General features: G+C 71.6%; 16 protein-coding genes and 1 pseudogene. 13 read left to right on the plus strand and 4 right to left on the minus strand.

Going from position 1 to position 20122, the window contains the following annotated elements; translation table 11 throughout:
- Positions 1-4: 4 nt before the first annotated feature.
- From JYK18_RS31125 to JYK18_RS31130, 3 genes are read left to right on the plus strand one after another with little or no spacing between them, the layout of a single operon-like run.
- A complete protein-coding gene (locus JYK18_RS31125; protein ID WP_242582258.1) occupies positions 5-1159 on the plus strand; it encodes a WXG100 family type VII secretion target in 1155 nt (384 codons plus the stop codon).
- Between the two features lie 40 nt (positions 1160-1199).
- Complete coding sequence (locus tag JYK18_RS47040) at positions 1200-1337, plus strand: hypothetical protein (RefSeq protein ID WP_242582260.1); 138 nt, start codon at positions 1200-1202, stop codon at positions 1335-1337.
- Positions 1334-2089, plus strand: a complete 756-nt coding sequence (locus tag JYK18_RS31130; protein WP_206806999.1) for an ESX secretion-associated protein EspG — start codon at positions 1334-1336, stop codon at positions 2087-2089. The genes JYK18_RS47040 and JYK18_RS31130 overlap by 4 nt, the downstream gene beginning before the upstream one ends.
- A 78-nt stretch (positions 2090-2167) precedes the next feature.
- Here the strand turns inward: JYK18_RS31130 and JYK18_RS31135 are convergent, their stop codons facing one another.
- Positions 2168-3361, minus strand: coding sequence for a Glu/Leu/Phe/Val dehydrogenase dimerization domain-containing protein (locus JYK18_RS31135; RefSeq protein WP_206807000.1), 1194 nt, complete (start codon positions 3359-3361; stop codon positions 2168-2170).
- 243 nt (positions 3362-3604) lie between these two features.
- Here JYK18_RS31135 and JYK18_RS31140 point away from each other — a divergent pair, with 243 nt between their 5' ends.
- The 7 genes and pseudogenes from JYK18_RS31140 to JYK18_RS31170 form a co-directional block, all read left to right on the plus strand.
- On the plus strand, positions 3605-4528 hold the full coding sequence (locus JYK18_RS31140) for a LysR family transcriptional regulator (RefSeq protein ID WP_206807001.1): 924 nt from the start codon (positions 3605-3607) through the stop codon (positions 4526-4528).
- 186 nt (positions 4529-4714) lie between these two features.
- The gene (locus JYK18_RS31145; protein WP_206807002.1) at positions 4715-5986 is read left to right on the plus strand and encodes a glutamate-cysteine ligase family protein; all 1272 of its coding nucleotides are present in this window, start codon (positions 4715-4717) and stop codon (positions 5984-5986) included.
- 5 nt (positions 5987-5991) lie between these two features.
- Positions 5992-7353, plus strand: coding sequence for an ergothioneine biosynthesis protein EgtB (gene egtB / locus JYK18_RS31150; RefSeq protein ID WP_206808220.1), 1362 nt, complete (start codon positions 5992-5994; stop codon positions 7351-7353).
- An 8-nt stretch (positions 7354-7361) separates the two neighbouring features.
- Positions 7362-8105, plus strand: a complete 744-nt coding sequence (gene egtC, locus JYK18_RS31155; RefSeq protein ID WP_206807003.1) for an ergothioneine biosynthesis protein EgtC — start codon at positions 7362-7364, stop codon at positions 8103-8105.
- Between the two features lie 16 nt (positions 8106-8121).
- The gene (gene egtD / locus JYK18_RS31160) at positions 8122-9105 is read left to right on the plus strand and encodes an L-histidine N(alpha)-methyltransferase (RefSeq protein WP_206807004.1); all 984 of its coding nucleotides are present in this window, start codon (positions 8122-8124) and stop codon (positions 9103-9105) included.
- A gap of 103 nt (positions 9106-9208) precedes the next feature.
- Positions 9209-10816 carry an alpha/beta hydrolase gene (locus tag JYK18_RS31165; protein ID WP_307796135.1) on the plus strand — a complete coding sequence of 536 codons (1608 nt, stop codon included), beginning with the start codon at positions 9209-9211 and terminating at the stop codon, positions 10814-10816.
- A gap of 172 nt (positions 10817-10988) precedes the next feature.
- Positions 10989-11423: pseudogene (locus JYK18_RS31170) on the plus strand (MgtC/SapB family protein); the annotation flags it as partial.
- 116 nt (positions 11424-11539) lie between these two features.
- Here the strand turns inward: JYK18_RS31170 and acnA are convergent.
- The 3 genes from acnA to JYK18_RS31185 all read right to left on the minus strand — a co-directional run bounded on the left by acnA (position 11540) and on the right by JYK18_RS31185 (position 16713).
- Positions 11540-14347, minus strand: a complete 2808-nt coding sequence (gene acnA / locus JYK18_RS31175; RefSeq protein ID WP_307796136.1) for an aconitate hydratase AcnA — start codon at positions 14345-14347, stop codon at positions 11540-11542.
- Positions 14348-14587: 240 nt separating this feature from the next.
- Positions 14588-16240 (minus strand): flagellar basal body protein FliL, encoded by a 1653-nt coding sequence (locus JYK18_RS31180; protein WP_242582264.1) that lies wholly within the window; start codon positions 16238-16240, stop codon positions 14588-14590.
- Complete coding sequence (locus JYK18_RS31185) at positions 16237-16713, minus strand: hypothetical protein (RefSeq protein WP_307796137.1); 477 nt, start codon at positions 16711-16713, stop codon at positions 16237-16239. The genes JYK18_RS31180 and JYK18_RS31185 overlap by 4 nt, the downstream gene beginning before the upstream one ends.
- A 230-nt stretch (positions 16714-16943) precedes the next feature.
- Between JYK18_RS31185 and JYK18_RS31190 the strand changes: the two genes are divergently transcribed.
- The 3 genes from JYK18_RS31190 to JYK18_RS31200 all read left to right on the plus strand — a co-directional run bounded on the left by JYK18_RS31190 (position 16944) and on the right by JYK18_RS31200 (position 20112).
- Positions 16944-18293, plus strand: a complete 1350-nt coding sequence (locus JYK18_RS31190; RefSeq protein WP_206807005.1) for an NlpC/P60 family protein — start codon at positions 16944-16946, stop codon at positions 18291-18293.
- Between the two features lie 72 nt (positions 18294-18365).
- Positions 18366-18698, plus strand: a complete 333-nt coding sequence (locus tag JYK18_RS31195; protein WP_206807006.1) for an MmcQ/YjbR family DNA-binding protein — start codon at positions 18366-18368, stop codon at positions 18696-18698.
- A 331-nt stretch (positions 18699-19029) separates the two neighbouring features.
- A complete protein-coding gene (locus tag JYK18_RS31200) occupies positions 19030-20112 on the plus strand; it encodes an IS110 family transposase (protein WP_206807007.1) in 1083 nt (360 codons plus the stop codon).
- Positions 20113-20122: the final 10 nt, after the last annotated feature.

Here is a 20122-nt window from a genome sequence, read left to right on the forward strand (position 1 = left end):
CGGGATGGACGGTCAGGCGATCTACGACAACTTCAAGGGCGGCGACAGCGAGCGCCTGCGGATGACCGCGGAGAACGTGCAGAAGCTCTCCTCGTCGTTCGAGCAGCGCGCGCAGAGCATCAAGGCGCTGCAGGAGCGGATGAAGGCGTCCTGGACCGGGGACGGCGCGGACGCGGCCAACGCCGGTGCCGGGCCGATGGAACGGGCCTTCGCCGAAACGGCCGCGCCGCTGGACATCACCGCGAACTCGGTGACCGCGCAGGCCACCGGCTTCGACTACACCAGCAACGCGGTGGTGCCGGTGCCGCCGGCGCCGGAGAAGCCCAGCGGCTGGAGCCTCGGGCTCAAGTCGGCGATCCCGGTGGCCGGGCCGTTCATGGCCGCGGACGACGTGAAGGACTACCAGCAGGGCGTGCAGGCCCACAACGAGGCGAACGAGAACAACGTTCGCGCGATGGACCAGTACTCCAGCATCAGCAAGAGCACGCAGAACATCCTGCCCACCGACTACCAGCAGCTGACCTCCGACGGCGCCGCGGTGAAGCTGAAGACCGACGGCCCCGGCCCGATCGGCCCGCCGGTGGGACCGGACCCGTGGCAGGGCAACGGGGACGGCGGCGGCACCGGCGGCTCGAACCGGATCGACGACTCCACCGGCAGCAGCGGCGCCGGGGGCACCGGTGGTACGGGCGGCACCGGGGGAACCGGTGGCACGGGCGGAACCGGCGGGACCGGGGGTACCGGCGGCACGGGTGGCACCGGCGGGACCGGTGGCACCGGCGGCGGTGACACCTCCGGCACCGGGGGCGGCACCACCACCAGCGGGGACAAGGGTGGCAAGGACACCGGCGGCGGCACCACCACGAAGCCGAAGGTGCCCAGCACCAAGCCGGGCACCGGCGACCCGGTGGTCGGGCTGGTCAACAACCCGAACGGCAATCCCGGTACCAGCAACCCGAACACCGGACCGGGCAACCCGGCCGCCACCGGCGGGAAGCAGCCGAACACCGCGGCGGCAGGCTGCCTGGCGGCGGTCCCGGCGCCCGGCCGGGCTGGCGGCGAGCCGCGGCCCGCGGCGGCGGCAGCGGGAACTCGCTCGGTGCCGGTCGCGGATCGGTGCCGGTGGTGCTCGGGCGGACGGCGCCGCCGGCCGCGGTGAGGCGGCGGCCGCGGGCCGTGGCGGTACTGCCGGCGGTCCGATGGGCGGGGCGCACGGCGCCCGCGGTCAGGGCGGCGAGGACGAGGAGCACACCCGTCCGAGCTGGCTGGTCGAGGCCGATCCCGACGCGTTGTTCGGCACGGACGAGCGCACCATGCCCCCGGTGATCGGGGAGTGACCGCTCCGGCGACCGTTCCGGTGGCCGCGCTCGCGGCACTGGTCCAGCGGGAGCGTGCGGGGCAACTGCACGTCACGCTCCAGCCGCGGGCGATGTGGTACCCCGAACGGGAACAGGACGAGCTGTCCCGCCAGATCGACGAGGCGCTGGCCGGGGCGGGGCTGCTCGACCACCGCGGCCGGATCAAGGTCGAGGTGCTGGACCTGCTGCCGTTGCTGACTTCGGCCTCGCTGGAGTTCTACGGCTGGGCCACGCGGGAGGACGAGACGATCGGGGTGCTCGCGGCCTCCCGCGGCATGCTCGGGGTGCTCGCCGTGCGCTCGGGTGATCAGGTGACCCTGCGCGAGGTCAACCAGCACGAGCTGCCCGAGGCGCTGATCGCCGAGCTGCCCGAGCTGTACGCGGGTGGCGGCCGGTCGCAGACGGTCCGGGCGCGCGACTTCGAGGAGGCGGCCCGGGGCAAGGAACAGGGCCGCTCGCTGCCGCAGGCGATCGCCGACGTGGTGAAGGTGGTGCAGCGGCCGGTGCACGGCACCGGTGAGCTGTACGCGGGCAAGCGGGACGAGGTGGGCCGGTACGCCCGCGTCGAGCAGCCGCTGCACTACGCCGACACCGACTGGGGCCGGTATCTCAACTACACGATCGGAGCGGGGCCGGAGGCGGAGATCCACATCGCGCCGGCCACCCCGGCCGCGCTCGCGGAAGCACTGCGGTACCTGGCCTCCCGGCTGGCTCCTGCGCTGAACCGCTGACCACCGGACACGAACGTGGCTTCGGGGGCGAAAACGCCCCCGAAGCCACGTTCGGGTTCCCCAGTCACACCCCCGGGGCTACGGAATGGTGAGCGCGGGGGCCAGGTGCTCGGTGGCGGCCCGCTCCACCCGGTTCGCCGCGGCCAGCTCCCAGCCGGTCTCGCGCGGCGGGCGGCGGTCGGTGTTCCACTGCGCCAGCAGCAGCGCCACCTTCGCCTGCATCTCGGTGCGCAGCCGCAGGAACGAGTCCGCCGGGTCCGCGCCGACCTCGCCCAGCAGCAGCCACCACGCCCACGCGGCGGCACCGGCGTTGGCCACGAAGTCCGGGATCACCGGGATGCCCGCCAGCACCAGCGAAGCCTCGGCCTCCTCGGTGGTGGCCGCGTTCGCCGCCTCGATGACCACCTTCGCCGCGACCTGCTCGACGTTGTCCTCGGTGATCGCGTAGGAGATCGCGGCGGGCACGAAGATGTCGGCCTCGATGCCGAGCACCGCGTTGCGCGGCAGGCGCTGGACCTCCGGCGGCACCTGGCTCCGGTCGATCTCCCCGTAGGCGTCGCGCAGCTCCAGCAACGCCGGGATGTCCAGCCCGGCCGGGTGGTACAGCGTGCCGGCGGCGTCGGCCACCGCGGTCACCCGCATCCCGGCTTCGTGCAGGTACCAGGCGGCACCGCCGCCCATGGTGCCGATGCCCTGGATGGCCACCGTGGTCTCGGCCGGGTCCCACGCCCACGCCGCGGCGACGCCGAGGCAGGACTGCGCCACGCCGTAACCGCCGACCACGTCGCCGAGCAGCAGCCCGCCCGGCACCGGTGCGTTCAGCCCGGCCTGCACGCGGCGCAGGGTGCGGGCCGGATCGGCCGAGCGCGAGATGGCCGCGTGGTAGGACTGCTCGAGGCCGAGCCCGGCGAAGACCTCGTCGATCAGGTGCTGCGGCACGCCGAGGTCCTCGGCGGTCACCCAGTGCGCGTCGAGCCACGGGCGCATCGCCGAGCAGAACCGGGTCAGCACGTCGAACGCGCGCGGGTCCTTCGGGTCCAGGTCGATGCCGCCCTTCGCGCCGCCGACCGGCAGGTTGAACGTGGCCGTCTTGTTGGCCATGCCCCTGGCCAGGTCCTCGACCTCGGTCATCGTGCACCCGGCCCGCATCCGGGTGCCGCCGGTGGCGAGCCCGGAGACAAGGGTGTGCACCACGAGGAACCCGCGAGTACCGGTCACCGGGTCCGTCCAGGTCAACCTCAGCAAAGGTTCGGTGCTGTTCTGGGTGCTCACTCGACCCACCTCCAAGCTGCTGCTCGAGCGGCGCCCGAGTGCTTTCGCGCGCACGGCCGAGCCCGCCGGTTTGGCTTCCCCATCGGATGAGGTACCCCGCCGGCGTGGCTGCGGTGGTGGAGTTCGTGCGACGCGGAAGGCGCTCCGGGCGTGGCCGCATTCCGGTTTACCTGGTCCAGGGTGGGACCGGGGAGCCGGTGCGTCCAGTTAAGGAAAGTGCACGGTTGTGTTTAGGGTTTGTGTATGGAGTTTTCGTTGCAGAGACTGCGGATGCTCCGGGAGCTGGACCGGCGGGGCACGGTCACCGCGGCCGCCGGAGCACTGCACTACACGGCTTCGGCGGTGTCGCAGCAGCTCGCCCAGCTCGAACGGGACGTCGGCGCGAAGTTGTTCGAACGCCTCGGCAGGCGGGTGCAGCTGACCGAACTGGGCAAGCTGCTGACCGCGCACGCCGAGGAGATACTGGGGGCGGTGGAGCGCGCGACCCTGGCGCTGGAGGAGGCGCAGGAGTCGGTCACCGTCCGGCTGACCGCCGGGGTGTGGGCCTCGGTGGCCTCCGGGCTGCTGCCGCGCGCGCTGACCGCGCTGGCCGCCGAGCACCCCGGCATCAAGGTGCGCACGCGGGAGCTGGCGCCGGAGGAGACCGCGGACGCGGTCCGCGACGGTTCGCTCGACTTCTCCTTCGTGATCGACTACTCGGACGCCCCGATGCCGTGGGACGCCGGGCTGGAACGCGCGGTGATCGCGGTGGAGCGGCTGCACGCCGCGGTCCCGGCGGGTACCGTGCCCGCGGGCAGCGTCTCGCTGCTCGAACTGGCCGACCAGCCGTGGATACTGGCCAGCCCGAAGAGCCACTTCGGCCGGGCCATGCGGATCGCCTGCCAGCGCCACGGGTTCGAGCCGAAGATCGACCACGAGGTGGAGGAGCAGGCCACCGCGATGGCCATGGTCGCGGCCGGGCTGGGTGTCACCCTGGTCTCCGACCTCGGCCTGATCCTGCGGCCGCCGGGGGTGGACACGGTGGCGCTGGCGAGCCCGCTGATGCGCACGGTGTCCATCGCCTACCGCACCACCGCGCTGCGCCGCCCGTCCATGCAGCTGGTCATCCACGCGGTGCGCGCGGCCGCCGCCGAACTCGGCCTCGCCACGGAGACCACGATTCCGTAAGGATTCCCTCGAATGGCGCAACGACGCCGAGGGAAACGGGGCTTTCCGGGCGGTCGCGCGCCGGTTTTGCCCGGCTGCGCGCGCCCGGCCCGAGTCCACCTCGACCGCGGACGGCTGCGATTGTCGGACCCCGCGTGTAGCGTCCGAATCCTGGTGATCCCACTAGTTCCTCAGGTTGGAGGTGGCATGACGACGGTCAGAGATTTTCCTTCTCCCGCAACGGGTAATCTCGCCGCGCGGGTGGTTTCCGACCGCGCGGAGGGCGAGGCGTACGTCGCGTCTGTGTGCTTCAAGCACGGCCCGCCGAGATTGCTCGGCGTGGAGCTCGAGTACACCGTGCACCACCGGGACGACCCGTCCCGCCCGCTCGACCCCGGTGTGCTGGCCGAGGCGCTCGGCCCGCACACCCCGCGAACGCTCGACCCCGGCAGCGAGGCGGCCCCACTGCCGGGCGGCTCGCCGGTGAGTCTCGAACCCGGCGGCCAAGTGGAGATTTCGGCCCTCCCGCGCAGCTCACTGGCCGAACTGGCCGGCGTCGTCGACGCCGATCTGGCCCATCTCACCGCACTGCTCGACCGGCACGGACTGGAACTGGGCAACTCGGGCATCGACGCCCACCGCGCCCCGCGGCGGTTGCTGCAGACCCCCCGCTACGCCGCGATGGAACGCCGGTTCGCGCCGGACGGTCCCGGCGGCCTCACCATGATGTGCAGCACGGCCGGGCTGCAGGTCTGCGTGGACGCGGGGGAGACCGAGCACCTGGCCGCGCGCTGGGCGGCCGCGCACGAACTGGGGCCCGCCCTGCTGGCCCTGTTCGCCAACTCCGGCAGGCACGCGGGGCGGGACACCGGGCACGCCTCCGCGCGCTGGCTGGCGGTGATGGCCACCGAACGCGCCCGCACCTTCGCCGCCACGGCCACGCCGGACCCACCGGCGGACTGGGCGCGGCGCATGCTGGACACCCCGCTGATGGTGGTGCCGCGGGCCGACGGCCCGTGGGACGCGCCGGTGCGGTTCACCTTCGCCGACTGGATCGACGGCCGCGGTGAGGCAGGCGTGTTCGGCAGGCCGACCCTGGCCGATCTGGACTACCACCTGTCCACCATGTTCACCCCGGTGCGCCCGCAGGGTTACCTGGAGATCAGGTACCTGGACGCGCAACCGCCGCGGGGCTGGCTCGACGCCACCGCCCTGCTCGTCGCCCTGCTCGCCGACCCCTCCACTGTGGACAGGGCCCGCGAGCTGTGCGAACCCGTCGCCGGTGCCTGGGAGGCAGCGGCGGGCCGCGGTCTCCACGACCCGGCCATCGCCGCGGCCGCCAAGGCCGTGGCCGATCTGGGCTGCGCCGCACTCGGCGCGACCGGATTGCCGTCCGAGGTGATCGACCGGATCACCGAGGCCGTGCAGCACCGAGCCGCCAGGACCCCGGCGCCTCGAACCCCCGAAGAGAGGGCGTGACCACCGTGGCTACCTCGACCGCGGAGTACGAGAACAACCCACTGCTCGACCTGAGCCCGCAGGACCTGCGCGCGCACGCCGCCGAAGCGCTGACCAGGGCACGCGCCCGCAGCACCGCGCTGACCGACGCCGTCGACGACGAGGACCTGGTCCGCCAGCACTCGAAGCTGATGTCGCCGCTGGTCTGGGACCTCGCGCACATCGGCAGCCAGGAGGAGCTCTGGCTGGTCCGCGACGTGGGCGGCCGGGAGCCGCTGCGCCCGGACCTCGACGAGATCTACGACGCCTTCATGCACGCGCGCGCCGATCGCCCCGGCCTCCCGCTGCTCGGCCCGGCCGACGCCCGCGCCTACGTCCGCGAAGTCCGCGACAAGTCCTTCGACGTGCTGGAGAAGGCCCCGCTCGACGACGGGAACGCCTTGCAGCGCAACGCGTTCGCCTTCGGCATGATCACCCAGCACGAGCAGCAGCACGACGAGACCATGCTGGCCACGCACCAGTTGCGCCGCGGTGAGCCGGTGCTGCACGCCCCGGCCCCGCCCGCGCGCCGCACCGGCGCGCTGCCGCCGGAGGTGGTGGTCCCGGCCGGTGCGTTCGTCATGGGCACCACGGCCGAACCGTGGGCGCTGGACAACGAGCGCCCGGCGCACGAGACGCACGTCGACGGCTTCGCCATCGACACCACCCCGGTCACCAACGGCGCCTACCTGGCCTTTGTGGACGGTGGCGGCTACACCGAGCCGCGCTGGTGGAGCGAGGAGGGCTGGGCCTACCGCACCGAGCACGGCATCACCGCCCCGCGCTTCTGGCGCCGCGAGGGCGACGAGTGGTGGCGCGTCCGGTTCGGTGTGCACGAGCGCGTTCCGCGGGACGAACCGGTGGTCCACGTTTCCTACCACGAGGCGGCGGCCTACGCGGCCTGGGCGGGCAAGCGGCTGCCGACCGAGCCCGAGTGGGAGAAGGCCGCCCGGTTCGACCCGGTTTCCGGCCGCTCGCGCCGGTTCCCGTGGGGTGACGAGGAGCCGACCGCCGAGCACGCCAACCTCGGCCAGCGGCACCTGCGCCCGGCCCCGGTGGGCGCCTACCCGGCCGGCGCCTCGCCGCTGGGCGTGCACCAGCTGATCGGGGACGTCTGGGAGTGGACGAGCAGCGACTTCCACGGTTACCCGGGCTTCCGCGCGTTCCCGTACCGCGAGTACTCGGAGGTGTTCTTCGGGCCGGAGTACAAGGTGCTGCGCGGCGGGTCGTTCGGCACGGACGCCGCGGCGATCCGCGGCACCTTCCGCAACTGGGACTACCCGATCCGGCGGCAGATCTTCGCCGGGTTCCGGTGCGCGCGGGACCTGACCGCCGCGGAACGGGGCTGAGCACGCGGATGTGCCGCCACCTGGGTTACCTCGGTGAGCCGTGCTCACCGGCCGAGTTGCTGTTCGAGGCACCGCATTCGCTGCTGCACCAGTCCTATGCCCCGGCGGACATGCGGGGCGGCGGCTCGGTGAACGCGGACGGCTTCGGCCTCGGCTGGTACGGGGCGGCCGCCGAGCCGCTCCGCTACCGGCGCCACGCTCCACTGTGGACCGACGAGGCGCTGCGGCCGCTGGCCGCCTCCCTGCGCACCGGGGCCTTCCTGGCCGCGGTGCGCAACGGCACCACCGGCATGCCGGTGGGGGAGGCGGCCTGCGCGCCGTTCGGCGACGGCCGGTGGTTGTTCAGCCACAACGGCATGGTGCCGGGCTGGCCGGAGTCGGTGGTGCCGCTGGCGGAGAAGCTGCCGGTGGCCGACCTGCTGCGGCTTCCCGCGCCGACCGACTCGGTGCTGCTGTGGGCGGTGCTCTCGGCCCGCCTGCGTGACGGCGCCGAGCCGGTGAGCGCGGTGACCGGCCTGGTCGCCGAGGTCGAGGCGGCCGCGCCGGGCTCCCGGCTGAACCTCCTGCTGACCGACGGCGAGCTGCTGGTCGGTACCGCGTGGACGCACGCACTGTCCTATGTGGCCACCGAGACCGGCGTGGTGGTCGCCTCCGAACCCTGTGACGACCGCCCCGGCTGGACCCCGGTGCCGCAGCGGCACGCGGTGACCGTCCGCGGGCGTCAGGTCGAGCTGACCCCCATTCCCTGCTGAGGAGCGAAAACCCGCCATGAGCGAACCCGATCTCACCGAGCACCACAGTGCCGGCGACGTCACCGAAGCCCTGCGCGCCGACGTCCGCGCCGGGCTGACCGCCGAGCGGAAGTGGTTGCCGCCCAAGTGGTTCTACGACGCGGCGGGCAGTGAGCTGTTCGAGAAGATCACCGCACTGCCCGAGTACTACCCGACCAGGGCCGAACGCGAGATCCTGGCCGGCCAGGCCCCGGCGATCGCCCGGGCCACCGGCGCCCGCGCGCTGGTCGAGCTGGGTTCGGGGTCGAGCGAGAAGACCCGCCTGCTGCTCGACGCGCTCACCGCGCACGGCACGCTGGAGACCTTCGTGCCGCTGGACGTCTCCGGCGCGGCGCTGGCCGAGGCCACCGAGGCGATCGCCGCCGAGTACCCCAAGCTGGACGTGCGCGGGGTGGTCGGCGACTTCACCGAGCACCTGGGCCTGCTGCCCGGCGAACCGCCGCGGGTGGTCGCCTTCCTCGGCGGCACCATCGGCAACTTCCTGCCCCCGGAACGGGCGAAGTTCCTGCGCTCGGTGCGCGAGGTGCTGGCACCGGGGGAGTGGCTGCTGCTCGGTGCCGACCTGGTGAAGGACCCGGCGCGGCTGGTCCGCGCCTACGACGACGCGGCGGGGGTGACCGCCGAGTTCAACCGCAACGTGCTGCGGGTGATCAACGCGCGGCTCGGTGCGGACTTCGACGTGGACGCCTTCGAGCACGTCGCGCACTGGGACGCCGAGGCCGAATGGGTCGAGATGTGGCTGCGCGCCACCGAGGACCAGGTGGTCCGGATCCCCGGTGCGGACCTGGAGGTGACCTTCGCCGCCGGGGAGCACGTGCGCACCGAGATCTCGGCGAAGTTCCGCCCGGACGGCCTGGCCGCGGAACTGGCCGCCGCCGGTTTCGCCGTCGCCGAACGCTGGACCGACGCCGAGGAACTGTTCAGCCTCACCCTGGCGGCGGTGACCCAGGACAGGAAATGAACTAACCGATTTGGTGGACGCCGCGCCGGTGCTTCCCGTGGCATTCTCCGCTCGCTGAAAAACGGCGAAGGGAGAAGTCGTGTTCCAATCCACGGGAGGGCCGGTGCGCAGACGCGTGCTCACCGGTGTGGTGGTGGCGGGGTTCGTGCTGGCGGGATTGCCCGCCACCGCGGGCGCCACCACCGCACCGGCCGCGCTCGAACCGGTCGCGGCCGCCGCGCCGATCGCCTGGAAACCCTGCCCGCCCGCGACGCTGACCGGGGTGCCGCCGGAACAGCACCAGAACTTCAGCTGCGCCTACTACCGCGTGCCGATCGACCACGACAACGCCGCCCTCGGCACCATCGACATCTCGCTGCTGCGGCGGCACGCCCGCCAGCCCGCGGCGAAGATCGGCTCGCTGTTCCTGAACCCCGGCGGCCCGGGCGGCCCCGGCCTGCGCATGCCGATCAGCGCCGACCGCTACCTCGAACCCGAGGTGCTGGACCGGTTCGACCTGGTCGGCTTCGACCCGCGCGGAGTCGGCACGAGCAACCCGCTGCGCTGCTTCACCACCGCCGAGGACCAGGCCGACGTGTTCGCCAAGCAGGTGGCGGTGCCGATCACCCGCGCCGAGATGTCCGACTCGCTGGCCGCCTACCGCGAGTACGGCGAGTTCTGCGACCGCAACGCGGGCAGCCTGCTCGACCACATGTCCACCAAGGACGTGGTCCGCGACCTGGACCTGCTCCGCGCGGCCGCCGGCGACCAGAAGCTGACCTACGTCGGTTTCTCCTACGGCACGCTGATCGGCGCGACCTACGCGAACATGTTCCCCAAGGCCACCCGCGCGCTGGTGCTCGACGGCAACGTCGACCCCAAGCTGCGCACCAGCGACGGCCTGCAGTACGACCGGGAACGCGCGCGCGGCTTCGAACTCTCGCTCGACGCCTACCTCACCGAGTGCGCGAACGTCGGCGCGAAGTGCGCGTTCAGCGCCGGTGGCCCGCGGCAGAAGTTCGACGAGATCCGCGAACACCTCCGCGGGCAGCCGATCCCGCTGCCCGGCGGCGGGCAGGTCGACATCCACTCGTTCACCAACGGTGTGGGCAGCGCCCTGTACAACTTCTCCCAGTTCGCCTCGCTCGCCGAGCAGCTGCAGCAGGTCTACGAGGTGCTGCACCCGCCGGCCGCGAAGGTGCTGTCCGCGGCCGACGTGCCGGTGCTGACCACGCCGGGCAACCGCGCCCGCTATGACGTGCAGCCCGACACCCCGTACACCTCGGACGACTCGTACTTCGCGGTCAACTGCTCGGACAAGCGGTTCAAGCACAAGCAGTCGAAGCTGCCCGAGATCGCGGCGGCGTGGGAGAAGGAGTCGCGCACCTTCGGCCGGGTCCAGGCGTTCTCCGACGCGGCGGGCTGCCCGGTCTGGCCCGGGGACGAGGACGTCTACGCCGGGCCGTGGCAGGCGAAGGTGGCCACGCCGGTGCTGGTGATCGGGAACTACTACGACCCGGCCACCCAGTACGAGTTCTCGAAGCGGATGACCCAGCAGCTCGGCAACGCGCGGCTGGTCTCGGTCGACGCGTTCGGGCACTGCATCCTGGGTGACTCGCAGGGCGTGGACGATCTCACAGCCGACTACCTGATCGACCTGAAAGCGCCTGCTCCCGGCCAGGTCTTCCAGCCGGACGTGGCGCCCTTCGACCCGGTCTTCGCGACGGACTGAGGTACAGTCGACCGGCCCTGATCAACCACGGGAAACGGAAGCGAGGTGAGCGGCACATGCCAGAGGACAGTCCTGGAGGGGCCGTGACGCCGCGCTTCACCGTGCGGGGCTGATCCACGGCCTTACCGCGTCTTGTCCGGTTTGTGTGCGCACGCCGGAAAGGCAGGTCGTGATGACCTTCTTCGAAGTACTGCTGCGCGTCGGCACCGGGGTCGGCCTCGGTGCGGCGATCGGGTTCGAGCGCCAGTTCCGGGCCAGGATGGCCGGCCTGCGCACGAACACGCTGGTGGCCGTCGGCTCGACGCTGTTCGTGCTGCTGTCGGCACACGGGTTCGACGGTCTCGGCAACGCGGACCCGACCAGGGTCGCCGCGCAGATCGTGTCCGGCATCGGCTTTCTCGGGGCCGGCGTGATCCTGCGCGACGGCGCCAACATCCGCGGGCTGAACACCGCGGCCACGCTGTGGTGCTCGGCCGCGGTGGGCGCGCTCGCCGGGGCCGGGCTCTACGGCGTCGCGGCCGCCGGGGCGGGCGTCGTGGTGCTGGTCAACGTGGCGCTGCGGGCGCTCGGCCACGCCGTCGACCGCCGCCCGGACGAGGGCCGCGACTGCGCCACCTCACCCGAGGAGTGACCCCAATGCAATGAGTGGGGCATTACTTGCAATCAACGCAAGTAATGCCCCACTCATAGCGGTCAGCCGGGGCGGGCGGAGGCCCGCGTGGCTCAGGCGGTCATCTTGCGCAGCACGTACTGCAGGATGCCACCGTTGCGGTAGTAGTCGGCCTCACCGGGGGTGTCGATGCGGACCACCGCGTCGAACTCCACCTTCGAGCCGTCCTCCTTGGTGGCGGTGACCTTGACCGTGCGCGGGGTCTCGCCGTCGTTCAGCGCGGTGATGCCCTCGATGTCGAAGGTCTCCGTGCCGTCCAGGTGCAGCGTCGAAGCCGACTCGCCCTCCGGGAACTGCAGCGGGATCACGCCCATGCCGATCAGGTTCGACCGGTGGATGCGCTCGAACGACTCGGTGATCACCGCGCGCACGCCCAGCAGCGAGGTGCCCTTGGCCGCCCAGTCACGGGACGAGCCCGAGCCGTACTCCTTGCCGCCGAGCACCACCAGCGGGGTGCCCGCCGCCGCGTAGTTCTGCGCCGCGTCGTAGATGAACGCCTGCGGCGCGCCCTCCTGGGTGAAGTCGCGGGTGTAGCCGCCCTGCACGTCGTCCAGCAGCTGGTTGCGCAGCCGGATGTTGGCGAAGGTGCCGCGGATCATCACCTCGTGGTTGCCGCGCCGGGAACCGTAGGAGTTGAAGTCCTTCTTGTCCACGCCGTTCTCGGTCAGGTACTGCGCGGCCGGGGTGCCCGGCTTGATCGCGCCGGCCGGGGAGATGTGGTCGGTGGTGACCGAGTCGCCCAGCTTGGCCAGCACGCGCGCGCCCGAGATGTCGGTGACCGGCGACGGCTCGGCGGCCATGCCGTCGAAGTACGGCGGCTTCCGCACGTAGGTGGACCGCGCGTCCCAGTCGAAGGTCTTGCCCTCGGGGGTGGGCAGCGACTTCCACCGGTCACCGCCGTCGAACACGTCGGCGTAGTCCTTGGTGAACATCTCCTGCGTGATGGCGAAGTCGATGGTGTCCTGGATCTCCTTGGTGGAGGGCCAGATGTCCTTGAGGAACACGTCGTTGCCGTCACCGTCGGTGCCCAGCGGCTGCGCCTCGAAGTCGAAGTCCATCGTGCCCGCCAGCGCGTAGGCGATCACCAGCGGCGGCGAGGCCAGGTAGTTCATCTTCACGTCCGGGTTGATCCGGCCCTCGAAGTTCCGGTTGCCCGAGAGCACCGACACCACGGTCAGGTCGTTCTCGTTCACCGCCGCGGAGATGTCCTCGGGCAGCGGGCCCGAGTTGCCGATGCAGGTGGTGCAGCCGTAGCCGACCAGGTGGTAGCCGAGCTTCTCCAGGTACGGCCAGAGACCGGCCTTCTCGTAGTAGTCGGTGACCACCTGGGAGCCGGGCGCCATCGAGGTCTTCACCCACGGCTTGACGGTCAGGCCCTTCTCCACCGCGTTGCGGGCGAGCAGGGCCGCGCCCAGCATCACCGACGGGTTGGAGGTGTTGGTGCACGAGGTGATCGAGGCGATCACCACGGCGCCGTGGTCGAGCACGAACTCACCGCGGTCGTCGGACTTGACCCGGACCGGCTTGCTCGGGCGGCCGGAGGCGCCGTTCGCCGCGGAGACCAGGCTGACCGCGTCCTCGTCGGCGAACGACAGCGCCGCCGGGTCGCTGGCCGGGAAGGACTCCTCGACCGCCTCGTCCACGTTGGTGTGCGGGGCGACCTGCTCGCCGTCGACGTAGTCGTGCACCGACTTGCGGAACGAGGACTTCGCGTCGGTCAGCTCGATGCGGTCCTGCGGGCGCTTCGGGCCGGCGATCGAGGGCACCACGGTGGACAGGTCCAGCTCGAGGTACTCGGAGAACTCCGGCTCGTGCGCCGGGTCGTGCCAGAGGCCCTGCTCCTTGGCGTAGGCCTCGACCAGCGCGACCTGCTCGGCGGAGCGGCCGGTCAGCTTGAGGTAGCGCACGGTCTCGTCGTCGATCGGGAAGATCGCCGCGGTGGAGCCGAACTCGGGGCTCATGTTGCCGATGGTGGCGCGGTTGGCCAGCGGCACCTCGGCCACGCTCTCGCCGTAGAACTCGACGAACTTGCCGACCACGCCGTGGCGGCGCAGCATCTCGGTGATGGTGAGCACCACGTCGGTGGCGGTCACGCCGGCCGGGATCTCGCCGGTGAGCTTGAAGCCGACCACGCGGGGGATGAGCATGGAGACCGGCTGGCCCAGCATGGCCGCCTCGGCCTCGATGCCGCCGACGCCCCAGCCCAGCACGCCGAGGCCGTTGACCATGGTGGTGTGCGAGTCGGTGCCCACGCAGGAGTCGGGGTAGGCCTGGCCGTTGCGGGCCATCACCGTGCGGGCCAGGTGCTCGATGTTGACCTGGTGCACGATGCCGGTGCCCGGCGGGACCACCTTGAACTCGTCGAAGGCGCCCTGGCCCCAGCGCAGGAACTGGTAGCGCTCCTTGTTGCGGCCGTACTCGAACTCGACGTTGCGCTCGAAGGCGTCGGCGCTGCCGAACACGTCGATGATCACCGAGTGGTCGATCACCAGCTCGGCCGGGGCCAGCGGGTTGACCTTGTCCGGGTCGCCGCCGAGGTCGGTGACCGCCTCGCGCATGGTGGCCAGGTCCACCACGCAGGGCACGCCGGTGAAGTCCTGCATGATCACCCGGGCGGGGGTGAACTGGATCTCGGTGGACGGGTCGGCCTTCGGGTCCCAGCCGCCGAGCGCGCGGATGTGGTCGGCGGTGATGTTCGCGCCGTCCTCGGTGCGGAGCAGGTTCTCCAGGAGAACCTTCAGGCTGTAGGGCAGGCGCTTCGAGCCGTCGACCTTGTCCAGGCGGAAGATCTCGTACGAGGCGTCGCCGACCTTCAGCGTGTCACGCGCGCCGAAGCTGTCCTTGCTGGCTGGTGCAGTCACGTCTAACTCCATGGGCATGGACGGACCTGTGAGTCGTCCCGGGTCAGTTCGGTGTGTTCGGTGCGGTCGTTCGGGTCGACCACCGCCGAGTCTTGCGTACCGGCGCCGCGCCCGCAGCGGCAGGCTGGCATCGGTGTCCGCCACAAACAGTACGCTTGTCCTTTTTTTGGTTCAAGCCGCCACGCCGGTGGAACGCGAAAAAGCCCCCGCGAGGCTCGCGGGGGCTTTTTCGCGGGAGGCCTACTTGGCCAGGTCGAGCAGCGCCTTGATGTCCTCGGGCTGGAGGCTGCGCAGGATGGTCATGCCCTGCTCGTTCAGCGTGCGGATCGGGCTGACGTAGTGCTTGCCGGAGACCTCGGTGGTGATCACGCCGACGCCCTGCTTGAGGATGCCGGTGCCGAGGCTGGTCAGCGCCTGCTTGACCGCGGGCGGCATCGAGCCGTCGGCCTCGCTCTCGATCAGGTCGGCCAGCTCGGAGGCGCACATCCGCTCGGTGCGGCCCTCCATGGTCACCGAGTAGCAGTCGCTGTCCTTGGACAGCTTGAAGTCCTCGCCGTCGGGGCCCTGCAGTTCGAGCGCGGTCAGCGTGGCGCGCGTCCCGCCGCCGACACTGCTGCTCTCGGTCTCCAGCTTCAGCACCTTGGCGCCGCTGGGCCGCTCCTTGCCCGCGGCTTCGAGGATCGCCGGGCCGGCGTCCTGCAGCGCGCCCATCTCGTCCGGCGGCAGCAGTTCGATCACGCGCTTGATGTCGGCGTCGAGCGCGGCCTGCAGCAGCTCCTTGACCGCGTCGTTCGAGCTGGCCGCGCCGTTGGCCGCGATGCCCTGCGCGGGCCACTCGGTCTTCTCCTCGAGCAGCGCGTAGTCGGCGATCGTGTAGAGCAGGCTGGGGTACCAGGCGTCGTCGACCTTGACCGTGGCGATCCGCACCGGCTCGCCCTTGTTCTTGCGGACCTCCTCGGCGATGTCGATCGTCTCGGTCTCCGGGCCTGAGGGCACGTCGTCGGCGTCGAGCGCGGCGTCGAGGAAGTCCTTGGTCAGCGGGATCTTGGTGAAGTCCGCGGTGACGGTGATCTTGCCGCCGGTCAGCTTGGTGATGGTCAGGTGGTCGTTGACCTGCTGCTGCTGGGACTCGTCGAAGACCAGGTTCTCGGTCTTGATCTCCATGCCGGACAGCGCCTTGGGGTCGGCCTCCGGGCGGATGATCTCCAGCCGCTTGAGCTCGGCGGCGGCCTCTTCGATCGGGTCGGTGAACAGCGAGGCCTCGGCGGGGGCGAGCGTGCCGAGCAGGCCCACCACGTCACCGGAGCTGATCGTGTTGGCCAGGTTCTGCGCGGCCAGGGTGGGCGTCTCGGCGCCACCGGAGGAGCTCTGCGCCAGCGCGAACCAGGTCACCCCGCCGCCGACCGCCACCACCAGGGCGATCACCAGGCCGATGATCAGGCCCTTCTTGGGCTTGGCCGCGCCGGGTCCGCCGGGGCCGCCCGCCGGTGGCACCGGGTAGCCGCCGCTGGCCTGCTGGCCGTAGTACTGCTCCTGGGCGTGCTGCTGGTACTGGCCCTGCTGGGCGTACTGCTCCTGGCCGTACTGCTGGTACGGCTGCTGCCCGGTGGCGTACGGCTGCTGGGCGTACGGCTGCTCGGCCGTCTGCGGCTGCTGGGCGTACTGCTGCTCGGCCGTGTGCTGGTACTGCTGCTGCTCGGCCGTCTGCGGCGGCTGCTGCTGGTACTGCTGCTGCGGCTGCTCACCGGTCTGCGGCGCGTAGAACTGCTGCTCCCCGGTCTGCGGGTAGAAATGCTGTGCCGTCGGCGGGTACTGCTGCGGGTGTTCCTGACCGCCCTGCTGCCCTTCGCCGCCCTGTTGCGGCCACTGGCCGCCCTGTCCTGGACTGGTCACGAGACCCCTCGATTCCTCTGTACCTGGCGCCGGCCCACCGCGGCCGTGATGACCGCGCCGAGCGCCCCGATGACGGCGACCAGCGTGCCGATGGTAGTCGTGACGGGTCCCAGCGGTGTTACGCCGATGGGTCCGCCCTCATCACCCCCTTGGACGGCGGCGAACCCCGCCGCGGTTCCCACGAATATCGCCAGCACCACGGTCACCACCGCGCCGGTGCGGGTGGCCCCGAGCACCAGCAGCGCGATCGCCGCCGCGGCCAGCAGCGGGACCACGATCCACACCCGCAGCGCGAGCAGCACGAAGGTGTTCTCGGTCAGGTCGAACCGGTCGATCAGACCCACCAGCTGGTAGCTGCTGCGGTTCACCGAGCCCGAGCGGAACCAGCTGAGGAAGCTGCCCACCACGGCGAGCACCAGGCCCGCGGCGGCGGAGGCGGCCAGCACCTTGGTGGCCATCGAGCGGTTCGGCACGGGATCTCTCCTCGGGTTCACGGTCGGTGCGGCTTGGACGCGCGAGACCGGGTCCTGGTTCACCCCCGTCCGGGTTCGGCGCATCCCCGGATCGGGGGAAAAGTGATCAACGAGACCCAAGTTTCGCGTGTGACTGGTGGTCATTGTGGGGCTCAGGTGGCACAGTGCTCGCGGGGGCCTGCGTAAGCGCAGGTCACCGGGTGTCGTTTGAGGACGGTCGGAGGTGGCGGGTGAAACGCAGCGGGCGCGCGCGGGCGGGTTGGGCCGCCATCGGCTCACTCAGCGTGGTGCTTTTGCTCGGCGGGACCGGAACGGCCGTGGCCGTGCCGCCGCCCCCGCCGAACCCGAGCGACTCCGAGCTCGACAGCAGCCGCGACGAGGCCGACGCCAGGGCCGGTGAGGTCGGCAAGCTGACCAACCGGCTCGCCGAGGCCGAGTCCCGCCTCGGCGAGCTGCAGGCCGACGTCGAGCTCAAGATGGAGGACGCGAACAAGGCCCGCGTCGACATGGAGACCGCGCAGGACGAGGCGAGCGCGGCCCAGCGGGACGCCGAGTCCGCCGGCGCCGAAGCCGACGCGGCCGCCTCCTCGGTGGACAACGCGCGGGCCGACCTCGACAAGTTCGTCGGCGCGAGCTACCAGCAGGGCAGCACCATCGGCTCGGTCTCGGCCTACATCGGCTCGGACAGCCCGAAGGACCTGCTCGCCCGCGCCCAGTTGCTCGACGCGGTCGGCGGCAGCCAGGTCGACGCGCTGGAGGGCATGCAGCGCGCGCAGACCGACAAGTCCAACAAGGACGCCGAGGCGCGCAAGAAGCTCGAAGTCGCCCGCGAGAAGCAGGAGGCCGCCGAGCGCGCCAAGAGCAACGCCGACGCCGCGCAGAACGAGGCGGTCCGCGCCCAGCAGGACCAGGAAGCCGAGAACGGGCGCCTGGAGTCCGAGAAGTCCGGCGTGGAGAAGCAGCTCTACGAGGCGCAGTCCAAGGTCAGCGGCCTGGAGGGGCAGCGCCAGCGGTACGAGGACTGGCAGGCGCAGAAGAAGGCCGAGGAAGAGGAGCAGGCCCGCAAGGCGGCGCTGGCCCAGCAGCCGGCGCCCGGTGGCGGGTCGAAGAAGAACGGTGGTTCGGCGGGCAGGCCGTCGGCGCCGTCCGCACCCGCCGGGCGGGGCGTCGAATCGGTGGTCGCGCGGGCGATGTCGCAGCTGGGCGTGGTCTACGCCTGGGGCGGTGGCAACCAGAGCGGGCCGACCAGGGGCATCCGCGACGGCGGGGTCGCCGACGCGCACGGCGACTACCGCAAGATCGGCTTCGACTGCTCCGGGCTGATGATCTACGCCTTCGCCGGGGTCAAGGGGCTGCCGCACTACAGCGGGTACCAGTACAACGCCGGGCCCAAGGTGCCGCTGTCGCAGATGCGCCGCGGCGACATGCTGTTCTGGGGCCGCGGTGGCCGGATCCACCACGTGGCCCTCTACCTGGGCAACGGCCAGATGGTCGAGGCACCGCACTCGGGTTCGGTGGTCAAGGTCTCGCCGGTGCGCTACGGCGGCATCATGCCCTACGCCACCCGGCTCATCGGCTGAGCTGTCGATTCCGGGTCTCCCCGTTCGACGTCCGGGCATACGTTGCCCGACCGTGTCGACAGGGGAGATCGAATGCTGGGACCAGCAGAGGTGCGCCGGATCGCGATGGCGCTGCCCGAGGTGACCGAGGCGGGGCAGGGGACCACGCCGAGCTTCCAGGTCCGGGGGCGGACCTTCGCCGCGGTGGTCGCCGACGGCACCCGCGCCCAGCTGCACCTGAAGGAGGCCGACGTCCGCGCCGCGGTGGAGGAGGACCCGGCCGTGTTCAGCGGCCTGCTCCGCCAGCGGCGGCTGCTGCTCGAAGTCGACCTGGCCGCGGTCGACCCGGCGCTGTTCGCCCGGCTCACCGAACGGGCGTGGGCGTGGCGGGCCCCGCGCCGCCTCGCCGACACCGGCGGCCGCTAGCGTCCGGCCCCCGGCCCCCAGCCCCGGCCAAGTGGTGTGAATGTGGCTTTCACAGCGGAATCGGCAGTGAAAGCCACAGTGATGATGGTGTGTATGGACGGGGGCTGCCCCGGGGCTTGGCCCGGAAAGCCACTGATGCCCTGGCCGGGGTTGTCTTGCGAATGATCTGCCGGTTCCGGGGTGGTCTCCGTTCGTGCACGTCACCAGGCCAGGGGATGTGACTTGATAGGAGCCTGTGCCACCAGGACACCCATCACTGTGCTGTCCACCCCTGCTGGCCCGGTACGTGCCCTCCCTGACCACTGAACACCACGGGACGGCAGAGACCAGGATGACTGATCAGCACACCGGCGTCGACACTGCCCAGCACACCGCGGTGATCGCCGGGGTCGATACCCATAAAGACACCCACACCGCCGCCGCGCTCGATCCTGTCGGCCGGGTACTGGGCACGCACACCTTCCCGGCCACCACCGCCGGCTACACCGCGCTGCGCACCTGGCTGGCCGGGTTCGGCACGGTGTCCGCGGCCGGTGTCGAGGGCACCGGTTCCTACGGCGCGGGCCTGGCCCGCTACCTGGCCGGCGAGGGTGTCACGGTGGTGGAGGTCAACCAGCCCGACCGGCATGCCCGCCGCCGCAAGGGAAAGACCGACACCCAGGACGCGATCAACACCGCCCGCGCCGTCCTGGCCGGCCACGCCGAGGCCACCCCCAAAGCCGGCACCGGGCCCGCCGCCGCGATCACCGCCCTGCGCACCGCGCTGACCAGCGCGGTCAAATCCCGCACCGCCGCGCTCAACCAGCTCCACGCCCTGATCGTCACCGCCCCCGCCCCGCTACGCGAATCCTTGTCCGGCCTGACCGGCACAACCCTGATCAGGGCCTGCGCCCGGCTGCGCCCCGGCACCGACCTCACCAGCCCCGTCAACGCCACGAAAACCGCGCTCCGCCGCCTCGCCCGGCGCATCACCGACCTCACCACCGAGATCACCGACGCCAAAACCGACCTGAACACCCTGACCCGCCAGGTCCTGCCCGCCACCACCGCCGTGTTCGGCGTCGGCCCCGACACCGCCGCCCAGCTCCTGGCCACCGCCGGAGACAACCCCGACCGCATCACCACCGAAGCCCAGTTCGCCCACCTCTGCGGCACCGCCCCGATCGACGCCAGCAGCGGCCGCAACAACCGCCACCGCCTCAACCGCGGCGGCGACCGCCACGCCAACGCCGCCCTCCACCGAATAGTGATCGTCCGCCTGCGCCACTGCCCCCGCACCCGCGCCTACCTCGAACGACGCACCCGCGAAGGCCTCCCCAAACGACACATCATCCGCTGCCTCAAACGCTACGTCGCACGCGAAATCCACCGAACCATCACCACAGACATGGCCAACCTCACAACAACCCCTTGACCTCAATAGG

The sequence above is a fragment of the Amycolatopsis sp. 195334CR genome, assembly GCF_017309385.1.
In the GTDB taxonomy this organism is placed as follows: Bacteria; Actinomycetota; Actinomycetes; order Mycobacteriales; family Pseudonocardiaceae; genus Amycolatopsis.